Genomic DNA, 15,875 nt, shown 5'->3' on the forward strand with positions numbered 1-15,875 from the left:
AAGGCACTTAAAAAAAGTTAAGCGAGTCGGGAGGTTACAGCTCTCGGCTTTTTTCTGCTGTACAATTTCTGTCTAGAGTTTATTTCTTATTCCATAAACCTGCCCTTTTACTTAAGTGAATTAATTCACAATTTGATATTAATATGTAGGAAATAATCTCTCCACTTACATAATAAATCCCTGATTGGTAAAAATCTTAATACCAACATAAAAAGGAAAGAGGTATTATCATTGTTTTCATCTACCAAAAAGAAGCTCGATATAATTATAAAGATGGGTATTGGAGCTGGAATTCTTACAAGTGTTTTCACTGGATCCCTTTTTTTATTTGCTCTTACGATTATTCGTAAAATTAATAAGATAAACCAAAAACTTGGGAATTAGCCCTACCTTTTTTTAATACGCCTTAGGAGTCAAATGTGAAAAAAATTAAAGCTGCAATCATCAAATATAAATGTATACTTATTACCCGCCATAAATTAATCTCAGAAAAACAAATGGAACATTGGAGGTATTTTCTTTGGGTGTCTTCGGCAAATCAAAAGCAAACACATTAACTGCTGCAGAGGTATCTGCTCTTTGGCTACAATATTTGGGTGATAGTATGGCTATCTGTGTTTACAAATATTTTCTTAATATTGTTGAAGACAAAGAGATAAAACCCATATTAGAAAACGCATTACAGTTAGCTGAAGGACATATTACGAAAATCACTGAATTCTTAAAGAGTGCTAATTTCCAAATCCCACTTGGATTTACAGAAAATGATGTGAATGTTAATGCCCCACGTTTGTTTTCTGACCAGTTTTTACTTTTTTACTCCTATATTATGACCATACATGGGTTAACCGCATATAGCCTTGCTATTACAAACGTGGAACGGCAAGACATTCAAAATTATTTTTTTGATTGTACAGTTTCATCTAAGATATTGTTCCAAAAAATAATGAAATTAGCAATAAATCAGCCAAAATATACAAGTGTCCCTTCCATCCCTTCACCTCATGAGGTACAGTTTATGGAATCACCAGGATTCATTTCTAATTTAATCGGAGACAAAAGACCACTTAATAGCTCGGAAATCAGCACCCTTTTCTTTAATTCAACAAAAACTGGATTTATCAGCTCTTTAAGTTTGGCTTTTAGTCAGGTGGTGGTCCGTGAAGACGTTCGAAATTTTATGTTAAAAAACGTTAAATTAGCAGGGAAAGATGCTGAAAGCTTTGACGCAATCTTACAACAGGATCATTTGCCAATCCCTGAGAAGTGGGATACTGAGATTACTGATTCTACTGTAAGCCCATTTTCTGATAAATTGATTATGTTTCACGCAGGGTTTTTAGTTAATGCGGCTCTTACTTATTATGGTGCATCGTTAGGTTCCAGCTTCAGAACGGATATAATCGTAAACTATTCTAAAGTATTTACTCATGCAATGGAGGCTGGTGCTTTTTCTTACAACATTATGGTTAAACATGGATGGTTAGAAAAACAACCTGATTCCAATTGAAAAAGCTATGGTATGCGGTTTCAAAAAAGTGAAACGGCAAAATTAGGTGTTGTACTATGGTACAGCACCTTTTAACCATTCCACCTGCCTTATGCACCCTCCTTCAACTATGTTCTATAAATTTCACTTGCAATTTAATACCTTCTTAAGCAACACCCACGCAAATACACCACAAAGGCTAACACCCAAAATTGTGAGTTAGCTTATTCAATAAACCTTCCCCTATTGTTCAAGAACGAAATATAGATTTTTAGTCGTTAACAAAAGATCATGGATGCTATCACCTATTCTATTTAATAGATTTGTTGATTAATATTAGAAATATTATTGTAATAGAAATGCCATAGCCGTAATCGAATTAACACCTCCCTGTTCTTTTTCTCAGAAAAATATATGTTACGATAATTTAAAATTAGTAACCAAAGAACATGGAGGGTAATAGATGCTTAAAAAAATCATTTCAGGTGTAACAGTTACTGTACTCACAGTATCGATAAGTGCAAATGTACAAGCTTCTACGATTACGGTAAAGAAAGGGGATACCCTTTGGAATCTATCACGTGTGAATAATACAACTGTAGAAAATATTAAAACGTTGAATGATCTTACTACTGACCTTATTCACCCTGGTGATGTTCTAACCATTGCTCAACATAAAAAGTATACTGTTAAGCAAGGGGACACTTTATGGGACATAGCCTTAGAACATCAAGTAACAGTTTCACAAATGAAAGAATGGAACCAATTACATAGTGACCTTATTCATCCTGGATTAAACCTATTGATCTATGAAGATATTAATACTTCTAAGACGGCTATAACTGAAAATTCAGTGGAGCCTGAAGCACAAGAGTCAAAGGAAAGTACCTCCACAGCAAGCGCTCCATCAACAAACACAGCAGCTTCAAAGGAATTAATTATGGAAGCTACTGCCTATACAGCTTCATGTGAGGGATGTTCAGGTATTACCGCTACAGGAATTAACCTAAAAGAAAATCCAAATGCAAAAATCATTTCAGTGGATCCTACTATTATTCCACTTGGTAGTAAGGTTTATGTGGAAGGATACGGTGAAGCTATCGCCGGAGATACCGGCGGGGCCATAAAAGGAAATAAAATTGATGTCTTTATTCCTTCTCAACAGGATGCAATCAATTTTGGAGTAAAACAAATAAAAGTCACAATTTTAAACTAGAAATCAATAAATCCTCATCTGGTATAAAGATGAGGATTTTTTGATTAGACAGTCTATCACTATCGTAAAAAAGTAAGTGTCGAGCTAATTTCATATAAATGATTTTGATCTGCCCATAGAATGAAATAATTATAGAAGGTTTCTCCGATTTGTATCGGTTCTGGATATCGGACAATCAGTGCTGCTTGCCCTCTCATTTCAGGGGATTGATCTTCTGAAGGAAAGATATAGCAAGCCTCCTGAGTTTGTATGTTTGTCTGTAGGATAAGTGGTTTGGTACCGTATGGAAGTAGTTGGTGGAAGGCTTCATTTTGACAGACGGTGTGAATGGGTTCATCGGAAGATATGGCAGCTATTTGAAAAAATCCATCAGGACCTTCATATCTTTCATCACTCTCCTGCTTCCAGTGTGCCGGGTATTGAAATTGGATGTTAAAGCGATCACTTGTAAATGTCTTTTTCAAAGATGAAATGGGAACAGGTGACCATTGTAAGGAGGTAATTTGTCCTCCGTCCACAATCTTTATCGGAACGGGATGGCGTAAATCTAGCACCCACATTTCTCTCCCTATTCCTTCTCCATTACACCCGGATAGATAAGCTAATTTTGGTGATTCTGGCGACCAAGTAACAGGGGTTGCGTAGCAAGACGATATGGCTACCGTCCGGTCATTTTCTCCTTTCCTACCTGTGGTACGAATCAATGAGAAATAGCCTACATCTTCAAAGGCTGTCGCACTATAAGCAATTGTCGAGGAATCTGATGACCATACGGGATAATAATTTTTCGCAAGCGGGCCTCCCTTCACCTCGAAAATCTGTCCACTTGAAAGTTCGATCGTATAGATAATAGAAATACTCACACCCGGACTCGTGTATAAGGCATATAAACCATTCGGAGATAAGCGAACATTGTTTAATCTTCCACCCGTGTTTTCAGTCATTTGCTGTTTGTCGGTACCATCCGTAGCAATAAGATAAAGCTGACTAACACCCAATTCATCAGGAGCTTGATAAAGGAGCTCGCGCCCATTTGGAAACCACTGAACATCGGTCGCATTTACTGCTTCTATTCGTTGAACCTGAAAGGTAGACACTCGATATAAGATGATTTGATTATTTTTAACATAAGCAAGCCTTTGACTGTCTGGTGACCAATCTAAGATGATCCCTTCTCCTTCAGTGAATTGGTCAATCCTAGAGGTGCTCCCATCCCCTGCATCGAGGATGAACAAGACACCATTTTTTCCTACAAAAGCAATCTTGGTACTATCCGGTGACCAAAATGGAGTAGTATAGGATTCTCCTAATCCATTAGTAAGCTGAATATTTTGCCCGTTTCGAAGATTATACACCCAAAGGTCGTAGCTACCACCACGATTAGAAGTATACGCAATCATACCAAGATCCCCAGGTGGAGCATAAGGAATTTTTAATCGCATTCCTGGTGCAAGATTGTAGTTTGGAAGTTGGTTGACCTGTCGTATCAGCTCATAGTTACTTTGTCCCCTTGTGGTGACGTTGTATTTGTTTGCAATTTGAAACAATGTATCTCCAAGCTGAACGACATAGAATGGATTCCCGGGAGGTACCGTTAGCAATTGCCCCACTTGAATCGTATAGGGCGGCTGAATCTGATTTGCTTGAATAATAACAGATTGTGGCACACCAAATGTTTGAGCTATGTTAAAAATGGTATCACCTGATTTTACCCGAACTCTATTCACTCCCGGTGGCACAGATAGTTGCTGACCAACATAAATCGTATAGGGTGGCTGTATATTATTAGCGGCAGCAAGAGATTCGTAGGAAAGCTTCCATCGACTAGCAATTTGAAAAAGTGTATCCCCAGGGCGGACCGTGTAAAAAAGTTGCATAAACACTCCTCCATTAAACGAATGCTTTATCTGCCTATATGCTATTCATGAATAGACGCAAAGATTCATCTTATCTAGGTAGAGAAGATTTTATAAAAAAGAACCCAGGGATTCCTGAGTTCTACGATACTTATAAACTAGCCACTTCTTCCTTCACAACAAGCACCTTTTTCTCCCACACTCTGCTTCTCCATCTAAAATACATCACAATTCCTCTCAGCCACTCGTCAACAATAAAGGCGATCCAGACCCCATAGAGTCCTAATCCGAAGTGGATGCCAAGGACATATGCGACGGGTACACCGATTACCCACATGGACAGAACTCCCATTTTTACGGAGAAAGTCGCATCGCCGGTGGCCCGAAGTGCATTGACCACTAATAGATTAAACGTTCTTCCCGGTTCAAGGATTAAACAAAGCAACAACAGTTGACTACCAATATGAATAATCTCCTTGTTATCCGTAAAGATGCTCATTAACGGAACTCGGAACACCGCAACAAAGACCGCAATCAAGATGGTGATTATAAAGCTAGATTTTAAGCTTTTAAGAAGTTGGCGATACGCTCCGTCAAAGTCACCGGCACCCACACGATAACCGATTAAGATTTGAGTTCCTTGTCCCATTGCGAGTCCGAACAACAAGATGAACGTCATAATGTTCCAGGTGTAGACTCGAGTCGTTAAAGCCGCAGCTCCCATTAAGGCAGTAATAGCGGTAATCGCCATTTGACTGGTGTTATAGCATAACTGCTCGCTGGCGGCAGGTACCCCTATTCGCAGAATCTTTTTGACCTTTGATATGTCAAAATGGATATAATCGTGAAGCTCGACTTTGATTGGAAGTCTTTTATACATCAGATAAAGAGCAATAACTAGCGCAATCGCTCTACTTATCGCAGTTGAGATTGCTACTCCCTCAACCCCAAATACAGGCAGGCCGAACAAACCGTAAATTACTAATGCATTTCCGATTAAATGGATGATATTCATGATTAGAGATACAAACATCGCATCTCTCGTAAACCCATAAGCTCGTAAAATAGACGACACGGTGACAAGCAAGGCTTGTAAGAACAAAGTGGCACCTACAATGGAAAGGTAAGAATGACCAATAGATGCTAAGTGTTCTTCGAGCTTGAAGAGGTCGAGCAGTGGCCCTTGGAAAATAAACATCAGCGCACTTACCACAAGACCGATAAATAAATTAATCGTAATAGAAATACCCGCGGTCTCCTTTGCCTCTAACCTCATTCCTGCCCCTAAGTACTGGGATATCAGAACCGCTGTCCCTGTTGAAGTAAAGGCAAAAATTAAAATCGCAAAGAAAACTAATTGATTCGCGACACCCACTGCTGCTACCGCATCATCTGAAATATGGGCAAGCATGATGGTGTCTGTACTTCCCATGATCGTCTGTAAAAATAATTCAATAAAAATCGGCCAAGTGATGGCTCGTAAGGTGAGTTTATGTGGTTCATTAGATGATCTTGTTTTTCCCATAGTTAACCCTTCTTCTGTTATAATTTTAGGTCAAAGAAAAAATCCATATCAAAGGTTGATATGAATTTCTTCCTTATATCCTTATAAAGATCACTCCGGTTTTCCAAAATATGGAGTACCATCTTCTTTCCACGTAAACACTTGAGCTCGTGTATGTCGATTCGGATCGTACAATGGATCTCCCACAATCTCTGTATATGTTCGTGCATGATAAACAAGAATATCTTGAGATCCATCTTCTGAAACCGTAAAGCTATTATGCCCTGGACCATATTGTCCCGCTTCACGGTTCGTTTGAAATACGGGCTTATCCGATTTCGTCCAGGAGTTAGGATCTAATAGATCACTAGTTTCATCTGCTGAAATCAATCCCATGCAGTAGTTTTCATCTGTTGCACTTCCTGAATAAGAAATGAACACACGACCATTTCTTTTAATCACAGCAGCACCTTCGTTTACCCAAAAGCCAATCGTTTCCCAGTCAAACTCTGGTTTGGTGATCATCACCTGAGGACTTTTGATGGTCCAAGGATTTTCTAAAGGAGCGATATACAGATTAGAGTTTCCTCTTATATTAGGATCTTTCTGTGCCCAAACTAAGTATTGCTGCCCATGATGCTCAAAGGATGTCGCATCTAATGCAAAGGATTCCCAATCGGTTTTAATTTGTCCTTTTTCCTCCCATGTACCTTCTAATGGGTTAGTAGACTTATTTTCAATAACAAACATACGGTGATCAAACAAACCGTTGATAATTTCTTTTGACTTAGCAGCTGCAAAGTAGATATACCAGTTTCCGTTAATAAAATGAAGCTCCGGTGCCCATATTAATGAACTCATTGGCCCAGTCTCATGCTTTCTCCATGCTACAACTGGTTCTGCCTCTGCAATTCCATGTAATGTCTTTGAACGACGAACCTCAATGTGATCGTATTCAGGGACAGATGCGGTAAAATAATAATATCCATCAGTATGCTTGTAGATCCAAGGATCGGCTCTTTGTTCTAAAATTAGATTTTTATCTTCTGTTTTCACCATCATGGACTCCTCCGATTTCTTCTATTTCGCATCCCTTACAGGTACGCCAAAATTTGGTGTTCCATCTTCATTCCATGTAAATACCTGCGCACGTGTATGGCGATTATGATCCCACAGTGGATCTCCTTCAATTTCTTTGTAGTTACGAGCATGGTAAATCAGAATATCCTCTGTACCATCTTCGGATACGGTAAAACTATTATGACCTGGCCCATACTGGCCATTTTCTTCACTTGTTTGGAAAACGGGCTTATCCGTTTTTTTCCAAGACTTAGTGTCGAGCAAATCACTATCCTCATCTGCCGTTAAAAGACCCATGCAATAATTAAAATCGGTTTTGCTCGCTGAGTAAGATATAAAAATCTTACCGTTTCTCTTTAATACAGCTGCTCCCTCATTCACTAAAAATCCGATGGTTTCCCAGTCATATTCTGGTTGTGTAATCATCACTTGAGGACCTTCAATTTCCCAAGGGCTCACCATTTTGGCTATATATAGGTTAGAGTTTCCTAAAATGTTTGGATCGCGTTGTGCCCATACATAGTATCTCTCCCCTTTATGTTCGAAGGTGGTTGCATCAAGAGAAAAGGATTCCCAATCGGTTTTCACTTGGCCTTTTTCTACCCACTCACCCTCTAAAGGATTCGCTGAATCATTTTCAAGGACATACATGCGGTGGTCAAAAATATCATCTGCTCGTGCCGCTGCAAAGTAGATATACCATTTTCCATCAATGTAATGAAGCTCCGGTGCCCAAATATTTGCACTCATTGGTCCTGATTCGTATTTTCGCCAAGCAACAACCGGTTCTGCTTCTCCTAGTTCTTGGATGGTTTCTGCCCTTCTTAACTCAATTAAATCAAATTCAGGAACAGAAGCAGTGAAATAATAATAGCCGTCTGTATGCTTATACACCCATGGGTCTGCTCGTTGTAACAATATTGGATTGTTTAATGTTTCTACCTTTTGCATGGTCTTCACCTTTCCTTATTAAACAGATTGAGGACTCACTTTTGCCACTTCATTCAAAAATTTCAATGCTGTAAAGCGGTTACGGAGGTGGTGTGCTTCTTGTAAGCTTCTATTCACTAACTCTTCACTGATTCCAAGCTCTACGGGAGAAACTGCACCATTTAACTTTTCTAATATCTCCCGAAGCCTCTCTGGCTGAGGGATTTCTTCATAAATAGATTGGATCACTGGAAGATGCTCTTGGATATTTTTAACTATGAATGGATCATCTAAATTCTCCATATTCTTTTCTTCTGTAATAAGCTCTAGAAATTTGCGTTTATAAATATCAGCTAATAATAAAGTAGCAACAGATACCTTTGCTCCATGAAGAACGGCAGGACGGCCTAGTTTTAAAAACTCCATTTCCCAGTAGTGAGATAGATGATGCTCTCCACCAGAAGCTGGGTGAGATTGCCCAAATAAAAGCATCGCTAATCCAGACTTGATAAGCGCCTCAATTAAAATCCGAACACCCAACTGACCTCCCGCTTCAATTTCCTCGGCATGTTCCACACAATTCTCTAGGGCATCTCTAGTGATTTGTGCCGATAGAGGGCAATATGGTTCCCCAACCGCTATGTGACCAAGTTTCCAGTCAGCTAGAGAAGTATATTTAGCCATCATATCGCCAAACCCTGCTGCAATCATTTCTCTTGGAGCAGACTGCAGAATTGTTAAATCAGCAAAAACTGCAATAGGCGAACTCATCTGAAAGGTCGTTTTTACTCCGCGAACGATGAGAGGAGCACCTAATGACGTGAACCCATCAACTGAAGGAGCAGATGGTACGGAGATAAACGGAATTTTTAGCTTTGTCGCACAAAAACGTGTGATGTCATGAATCGTTCCCGCCCCGAAAGCGATGAGAACATCAGCTTCTGTCGGAATGTCAAGTAACGCCTGAACAAGGCATTTTTCATCGGCAACGACATCATTATTTTCGTCGGGTTTTAAAATCGTTACTGAAAAAGCAATATTCTTTTCTTTTAAGTGTTCAGCGAACTTTTCGACTCCAGCCTTATACGTTTGTGCATCTGCCACAATGACCACTTTTTGATAAGCTTTTCTTTGGATAAATTGAGCGGCCTCTTTCAGAGCTTCATTTCCAATCTTTATCGCTTCAATTGGAATCACATTATGATGATTTCCACAGTCACATTGTTGGCTTAAAGTCATAACGTCTGCTATATAATTCTCCACTTTGGTACTCCTCCTTTTCCTATTGCTTTTTAAATCGTACCGAACATATAGGTAGTAGTAGATGTAAACGGCTGGTCCTTCTCAATCACACAGCTAGGAAACTCTGGATGATGAATAGCATCAGGTAACCCTTGAGTTTCTAAGCAAAGGCCAAGATACTTTCGAGCGGAAACACCTCGGATCTCCCCTTCTGCTTTGATTTGGGTACCAGAATACAAAACCACAGCCACTTCATCCGTTTCAATCGTTAACTTTCGACCACTTTCTTCATCCTTTAGTACAATTTCTTCATCATGACGTGAGTCTAATAAAAATGGATGGTCATACCCTTCACCAGCTAGTTTATTTTGCGGATGGTAGGATTCTGCTCCTTCTCGTATGACACGTCCAGCTGTAAAATCAAACGGGGTATTCTTCACATCTGCTGTCTGTATCGGCAGAAGTTCATCGTTTAATTCAAGGTATTTACTACTTTTTATATATAGAGAGTGATCCAATGTATCACGTTTTAAATTCCCACTTAAATTAAAATAGGAATGGTTAGTCAGGTTTAAAATGGTCTTCTTGTCAGATACCGCTTCATAGCTAATCGTCAATTCATTATTATTGTTTAACAAGTAGGTAACGGTTAGCTTCAGATTGCCTGGGTACCCTTCTTCTCCATCCGGACTTAGGTAGGAGAACTGTACCCCTATTTCTTCTTCCCTTTCAAGGATCTCAGCATCCCATATGACCTTGTCAAAACCCTTAGTTCCACCATGAAGATGATTCCCATTATTATTTTTGGCTAAGGAAAAGGTTTTGCCGTCTAATTCAAAGGAAGCTCCTGCTATGCGTCCAGCAAATCTACCAATAACTGCTCCTAAATAATACGAGTCTGATAGATATTCATCGATGGAGTCATAACCAATCACTACGTTTTCCATCACTCCATTTCGATCGGGAGTGATGATCTTTGTGATAATACATCCTAAAGTAATACAGCTGACGCTCATTCCTCCATCATTTACAAGTGTGTATGTATCAACGGTTGTTCCATTGATTTGTCCAAAGTATTCCTGATTGACCTTCATTTTCGTCCAACCTTTCCTAAAAACGATGAATATAAATGATTCCATATCACCACAAGGATGATATGGGAACTCACGCTTATTTTTGCTTTGCTAGACGGATGACATTCCAAGATAACTTCGGTAATAGCGCTTTCACTCCACCGTTCTCATGTTTTGCATTTCCATTAGAGTGCGGAGCAACAGGTGTCCCCTGTGCTGAGTTCGTCTGTTTGATGTCATCATTCTCTAATACGATATGCTCAATCACTTCGTAGCCCTCAAAGTTACGGATATCTACTTCTAAATATAGTCCTTCTTCAAGGTGACGGTTGACAGCAAAAATCGTTAATGTTTCATTTTCTTCATTATACACTGCTGTTGACTCAAGGAATGGTACATCTGTGAAATCTTTACTATCATATTTTGAACTTGAAATGATAGGGTTTAAGGCTACACCTCGACCATATACAGATGTGTGCATATATGGATAGAAGATGGTTTGTTTCCACGCTACTCCGTTGCCTTCTGTCATAATTGGAGCAATAACATTGACTAACTGAGCCAAACAAGCAATTTTTAATCGGTCTGCATGCTTTAGCATAGTAATTAACATACAGCCTACTAGAAGGGCATCTTCAAAATTATAAATATCTTCAAGTTGCGGAGGTGCAATACTCCATGGTTCTATTTGTTTATCTGCCTCGTTGCTGTGATACCATACATTCCACTCATCAAACGCCAAGTGAATTTTCTTCTTGCTATGTTTCTTCGCTTTAATATAGTCTGCAATCGAAATGACTGAACGAATAAAGTCGTCCATTTCTAATGACAATGCTAAGTAATTAGAAATATCATTATCACGGTTACCATAGTATTGGTGAAGAGAGATAAACTCTACATGGTCATAGGTGAAATCAAGAACAGTCGCTTCCCAATCAGCAAAAGTTGGCATTTTACGATGAGAGCTTCCACATGCCACTAGCTCAATCGTTGGGTCTACCCACTTCATTGCTTTCGCCGTTTCTTGGGCAAGACGTCCGTACTCAGCTGCTGTCTTATGTCCAATTTGCCACGGGCCATCCATTTCGTTTCCTAGGCACCACGTCTTAATTTTATGAGCCTCTTTATAACCGTGAGAGATTCTGAGATCACTATAATAAGAACCACCTGGGTGATTACAATATTCTACTAAATTTCTTGCAGCATCAATTCCACGTGTCCCAAGGTTTACCGCCATATTTACTTCTGCGTTCACTAGTTTTGCCCACTGCATAAATTCGTTTGTTCCCATTTCATTTGTCTCCGTTGTACGCCAAGCTAGATCTAATCTTCTTGGACGTTGTTCTACTGGACCAACGCCATCCTCCCAGTTATATCCGGAAACAAAGTTTCCACCTGGATAACGGACAAGAGGGACTTGCAGCTCCTTCACCATGTCGATTACATCGTGCCGAAATCCATGTTCATCAGCAGTAGGATGACCTGGTTCATAGATGCCCCCGTACACCGCACGTCCTAGATGCTCAATAAAAGATCCATAAATTCGATTGTCAATTTCAGAGATTTTAAAGTCTTTTTCTAAAATCATTTTCGCCTGATTTTTCATGTGATCTATTCCTTTCTGATTCCATACAGAGTATCGGGTTTTGTATGCTCTCCTAATCTATTTAGCTAACTTTTTCCCATTTTGGCTTCCCAGCAGAAGGACAGCTTTTGTTTTTAAACTTAGCTCGATAGCGGACAATACATCCGCTATGAGCACAAGTAGTTCCATATTGCAATGATGAACAGCCTTCACAAACTGTTAATCGCTCTTGATAGACTTCTTCAGAAACGATTAGGCTAGGCTGTTCTTCCATTTCTTTTATCAGTTCCTCTATCACTTCTTCAGTGACAATCACGCTTTCTACGCAGCCTTTACATAAGCTTTTCCCGTTCATACCTTCCACCCGCCTATTCTACGGATAAAGTAACCACACTCATTGGAGGTAACTTGATAGATAACTTGTTGTTTTCCACTGTAAAGCTTGTAAATTCTACTGGTCTCACCACTTCAGGTTGCTCAAAGGTATTGTGAGCGTTCATGCTTGTTGCCGTTAAAATGGTGCCTTTTACCTTTGAAGTTCCAGCATTCACTCCACGAAGGTCAAGTTCTAGAACAGATTCGTTTTGATGATCAATATTACATAAGCTCACATGAATGGTTCCCTCTGCATTTTTAGAAGCAGAAGCGGTTACTTGTGGAAGCTTTTCTCCGTTGTACTCATACTCACCGAATATTGAATCTACAGCGATACGCTCAGCATCTTGGTGAACTTTGTACATATCAAATACATGATATGTTGGAGTAAGAATCATCTTTTCCCCTTCCGTTAAAATCATGGCTTGTAATACGTTTACGGTTTGAGCAATATTCGTCATTTGAACACGATCGTTATGTTCATGGAAGATATTAAAATGCAAGCCAGCCACTAATGCATCACGAATCGTATTTTGCTGATATAAGAAGCCTGGATTTGTTCCTGGTTCAACATCAAACCAAGTTCCCCACTCATCAATGATCATGCCAATCCGCTTATCAGGATCGTACTTATCCATAATGGTGCTATGCTTTGAAATTAATGTGTTCATATGAAGAGCTTTTTTCATCGTAATGAACCACTCATCTTCAGGGAAATCAGTAGCTGATCCCTTTCCTAGCCAAAAGTCACCAGGAATGGTGTAATAGTGAAGACTTAAGCCGTCCATTAACCAATGAGCATTTTTCATTAATACTTCGGTCCAATTGTAGTCATCTACGTTGGCACCACCAGCAATTTTATAAATTTTGTTTTGGCCATAGTTTCGGACGTACGTTTGATAACGACGATACAGATCCGCATAGTATTCTGGTCGCATGTTACCGCCACAGCCCCAGTTTTCATTGCCGACACCAAAATACTTCATGTTCCAAGGCTCATCTCTTCCATTTTCACGACGCCAGTTTGCCATTGGTGATTCGCCTTCAAATGTCATATACTCAACCCACTCGGACATTTCTTGAACGGTTCCGCTACCCACGTTTCCACAAATGTAAGGCTCACAATCTAGTAATTCACAAAGAAGCATAAATTCGTGCGTTCCGAAGTGATTGTTTTCGACCACTCCACCCCAATGCGTGTTCACCATACGCTTCCGGTTTTCCTTAGGACCAATCCCGTCTTTCCAGTGGTATTCATCAGCAAAGCAACCACCTGGCCAGCGAAGAACCGGAACCTTTAATTGCTTAAGCGCTGCTAATACATCGTTCCGAATTCCTTTTGTATTGGGAATCGAAGAATCTTCTCCTACCCAAATTCCTTCATATATACATCTGCCAAGATGCTCAGCAAAATGGCCATAGATATTTTTATTAATTTTCCCTTTTGTTACGTCTGCATTAACAATTACACGATTACTCATGAGTTCGACCTCCTAAAGGCGTTCCTTAATTTTTTTCATAATACTTTCTACTGTAAAACCATATTCCATCGCAATTTTCCCACCTGGTGCTGAAGCTCCGAACGTTGGAATTCCAACGATCAGCCCGTCTCTGCCAACATACTGTGCCCAACCTAATGGAGAACCAAGTTCAATGGCTACATCTAACTTACTTTCAGGTGATAATACAGCTTGTTGATATTGCTTTGTTTGTTTATTGAATAATTCCCATGAAGGCATGCTAATCACTCGAGCAGCTGTTCCTTCTTTATCTAACTCAGCCTTAACTTGAAGCGCTAAATCTAACTCCGACCCAGTTGTGATCAGTTGTACAACCGGTGCTGAATCAGAGTCTGCTACAATATAAGCTCCCTTTGCTACTTCTTCATTAGCCGTTTGTGCATCAATATGAACCGTTAAGTTTTGTCTAGTTAACACTAGTACGACTGGTCCCTCTTGATTTCGTACAGCGTATTTCCATGCGGCAGCTGTTTCATTTGCATCCGCCGGTCGAAGGACTGTTACATTAGGGATTCCTCTAAGTGCAGATAACTGCTCAATTGGCTCATGGGTTGGGCCATCTTCCCCTACAAAAATACTATCATGTGTAAATACAAAAATAGCAGGAATGTTCATAAGAGCGGATAGGCGAATGGCTGGTTTTAAGTAGTCTGAGAAAACAAAGAAGGTAGAACCAAAAGGTCTTACTCCTCCGTGCAGTGCCATTCCATTCACAGCCGCTCCCATCGCGAACTCTCTAACACCAAAATACACATTGCGACCTTCATAACTTTCGCTTGAAAATTTCCCCATGTCCTTTAAATGTGTCATGGTCGACGACTCTAAGTCAGCCGATCCACCAAATACATTTGGTATTCTTTCGGCTAATCCATTTAACACCTGACCAGAAGCAATTCGTGTTGAAACGGAAGTACCTTTTTCATACACCGGGACGTTTAGATCCCAACCTTCTGGAAGCTCTCCTCTTAAGTCTCGATCCAGGTGCTCCGCTAGTTCAGGATAAGCTTCCTTATATTGATTCAATAAAGCATCCCATTCTTGATTAGCTGCGATTCCACGATTTTTCACCTCAAGCCAATATTCCCTTACTTCTTCAGGAACAAAGAAATCTTCCTGTGGCCAGCCTAAATTTTCCTTCGTTAATTTGACTTCCTCTACTCCAAGTGGAGATCCATGCGTACCTTGATGCCCAGACTTCCCACCTTTATTCGGACTTCCGTAACCTAATGTTGTCTTTATTTCAATTAAGGTAGGTTGAGTCGTATCTTTTTTTGCTTCTAATAAGGCTAGTTCAATCGCCTCTAGATTATTCTCTTCTTCTACTCGAAGGACCCGCCAGCCATACGCTTCAAATCTTTTTTGAACATCTTCGGAGAATGATAGATGCGCCTCTCCATCTAATGTAATATTGTTTGAATCGTAGATAACAACTAATTTACCAAGCTTTAAATGTCCAGCAAGAGAAGCTGCTTCGGCTGAAACACCTTCCATTAAATCACCGTCGCCACAAATGGCATATGTATAGTGGTTAACTAGCGAGAAGCCTTCCCGGTTATAAACAGAAGATAAGTGAGCTTCCGCCATTGCCATTCCTACACCCATCGCAATTCCTTGGCCTAATGGACCTGTTGTTGCATCTATTCCTGGTGTGTGGCCAAACTCAGGGTGACCAGGTGTTTTGCTACCCCACTGTCTAAATTGCTTAAGATCGTCCAAGGAAACATCATAGCCACTTAAGTGTAAAAGACTATATAACAGCATTGATCCGTGTCCTGCCGATAGGACAAAACGGTCACGATTAAACCATGTAGGGTTGGCTGGGTTGTGATTCATAACCTTTGACCATAGCACATGACCTGTAGGAGCCATTCCCATTGGCATTCCCGGGTGTCCGGATTTCGCTTTTTCGATTGCGTCAATGGCTAGTGTACGAATCGCATTGACGGCTACATGCTCCACTGTTTGTTTATCAACTGTTTTATTCAAGGGGTGTTCCTCCTCTTTC

General features: G+C 40.0%; 12 protein-coding genes. 2 read left to right on the forward strand and 10 right to left on the reverse strand.

Going from position 1 to position 15,875, the window contains the following annotated elements; genetic code table 11:
• Positions 1-520 precede the first annotated feature (520 nt).
• Complete coding sequence (locus tag ACQ5H4_RS17895) at positions 521-1,510, forward strand: DUF3231 family protein (protein WP_430776353.1); 990 nt, start codon at positions 521-523, stop codon at positions 1,508-1,510.
• Positions 1,511-1,952: 442 nt separating this feature from the next.
• Entirely contained in the window at positions 1,953-2,705 is a 753-nt protein-coding gene (locus ACQ5H4_RS17900) for a 3D domain-containing protein (RefSeq protein ID WP_430776354.1), read from the forward strand.
• A gap of 59 nt (positions 2,706-2,764) precedes the next feature.
• Here ACQ5H4_RS17900 and ACQ5H4_RS17905 read toward each other — a convergent pair whose 3' ends face one another.
• From ACQ5H4_RS17905 to tkt, 10 genes are all read right to left on the reverse strand, one after another.
• A complete protein-coding gene (locus ACQ5H4_RS17905; protein ID WP_430776355.1) occupies positions 2,765-4,582 on the reverse strand; it encodes a LysM peptidoglycan-binding domain-containing protein in 1,818 nt (605 codons plus the stop codon).
• A gap of 130 nt (positions 4,583-4,712) precedes the next feature.
• The gene (locus tag ACQ5H4_RS17910; RefSeq protein ID WP_430776356.1) at positions 4,713-6,086 is read right to left on the reverse strand and encodes an MATE family efflux transporter; all 1,374 of its coding nucleotides are present in this window, start codon (positions 6,084-6,086) and stop codon (positions 4,713-4,715) included.
• A gap of 90 nt (positions 6,087-6,176) precedes the next feature.
• On the reverse strand, positions 6,177-7,124 hold the full coding sequence (locus ACQ5H4_RS17915) for a glycoside hydrolase family 43 protein (RefSeq protein WP_430776357.1): 948 nt from the start codon (positions 7,122-7,124) through the stop codon (positions 6,177-6,179).
• Between the two features lie 21 nt (positions 7,125-7,145).
• Complete coding sequence (locus tag ACQ5H4_RS17920) at positions 7,146-8,096, reverse strand: glycoside hydrolase family 43 protein (protein WP_430776358.1); 951 nt, start codon at positions 8,094-8,096, stop codon at positions 7,146-7,148.
• An 18-nt stretch (positions 8,097-8,114) separates the two neighbouring features.
• Entirely contained in the window at positions 8,115-9,338 is a 1,224-nt protein-coding gene (locus tag ACQ5H4_RS17925; RefSeq protein WP_430776359.1) for a sn-glycerol-1-phosphate dehydrogenase, read from the reverse strand.
• Between the two features lie 29 nt (positions 9,339-9,367).
• Positions 9,368-10,411 (reverse strand): aldose epimerase family protein, encoded by a 1,044-nt coding sequence (locus ACQ5H4_RS17930; protein ID WP_430776360.1) that lies wholly within the window; start codon positions 10,409-10,411, stop codon positions 9,368-9,370.
• Positions 10,412-10,487: 76 nt separating this feature from the next.
• On the reverse strand, positions 10,488-11,996 hold the full coding sequence (gene arfA, locus ACQ5H4_RS17935; protein ID WP_430776361.1) for an arabinosylfuranosidase ArfA: 1,509 nt from the start codon (positions 11,994-11,996) through the stop codon (positions 10,488-10,490).
• A 61-nt stretch (positions 11,997-12,057) separates the two neighbouring features.
• Positions 12,058-12,330: a DUF6171 family protein gene (locus ACQ5H4_RS17940; RefSeq protein WP_430776362.1), complete on the reverse strand. Its 273-nt coding sequence runs from the start codon at positions 12,328-12,330 to the stop codon at positions 12,058-12,060.
• 13 nt (positions 12,331-12,343) lie between these two features.
• On the reverse strand, positions 12,344-13,831 hold the full coding sequence (locus tag ACQ5H4_RS17945) for an alpha-N-arabinofuranosidase (protein WP_430776363.1): 1,488 nt from the start codon (positions 13,829-13,831) through the stop codon (positions 12,344-12,346).
• Between the two features lie 12 nt (positions 13,832-13,843).
• Entirely contained in the window at positions 13,844-15,856 is a 2,013-nt protein-coding gene (gene tkt, locus ACQ5H4_RS17950; protein ID WP_430776364.1) for a transketolase, read from the reverse strand.
• Positions 15,857-15,875: the final 19 nt, after the last annotated feature.

This window comes from Bacillus coreaensis (assembly GCF_050586445.1).
GTDB lineage: Bacteria > Bacillota > Bacilli > Bacillales > Cytobacillaceae > Robertmurraya_A > Robertmurraya_A coreaensis.

Excerpts from the sequence above, each read along its gene's own strand:
- ACQ5H4_RS17900 (WP_430776354.1), top strand. The coding sequence starts at position 1,953 with ATGCTTAAAAAAATCATTTCAGGTGTAACAGTTACTGTACTCACAGTA.
- ACQ5H4_RS17905 (WP_430776355.1), bottom strand. The coding sequence starts at position 4,582 with ATGCAACTTTTTTACACGGTCCGCCCTGGGGATACACTTTTTCAAATT.
- ACQ5H4_RS17910 (WP_430776356.1), bottom strand. The coding sequence starts at position 6,086 with ATGGGAAAAACAAGATCATCTAATGAACCACATAAACTCACCTTACGA.
- ACQ5H4_RS17915 (WP_430776357.1), bottom strand. The coding sequence starts at position 7,124 with ATGGTGAAAACAGAAGATAAAAATCTAATTTTAGAACAAAGAGCCGAT.
- ACQ5H4_RS17920 (WP_430776358.1), bottom strand. The coding sequence starts at position 8,096 with ATGCAAAAGGTAGAAACATTAAACAATCCAATATTGTTACAACGAGCA.
- ACQ5H4_RS17930 (WP_430776360.1), bottom strand. The coding sequence starts at position 10,411 with ATGAAGGTCAATCAGGAATACTTTGGACAAATCAATGGAACAACCGTT.
- arfA (WP_430776361.1), bottom strand. The coding sequence starts at position 11,996 with ATGAAAAATCAGGCGAAAATGATTTTAGAAAAAGACTTTAAAATCTCT.
- ACQ5H4_RS17940 (WP_430776362.1), bottom strand. The coding sequence starts at position 12,330 with ATGAACGGGAAAAGCTTATGTAAAGGCTGCGTAGAAAGCGTGATTGTC.
- ACQ5H4_RS17945 (WP_430776363.1), bottom strand. The coding sequence starts at position 13,831 with ATGAGTAATCGTGTAATTGTTAATGCAGACGTAACAAAAGGGAAAATT.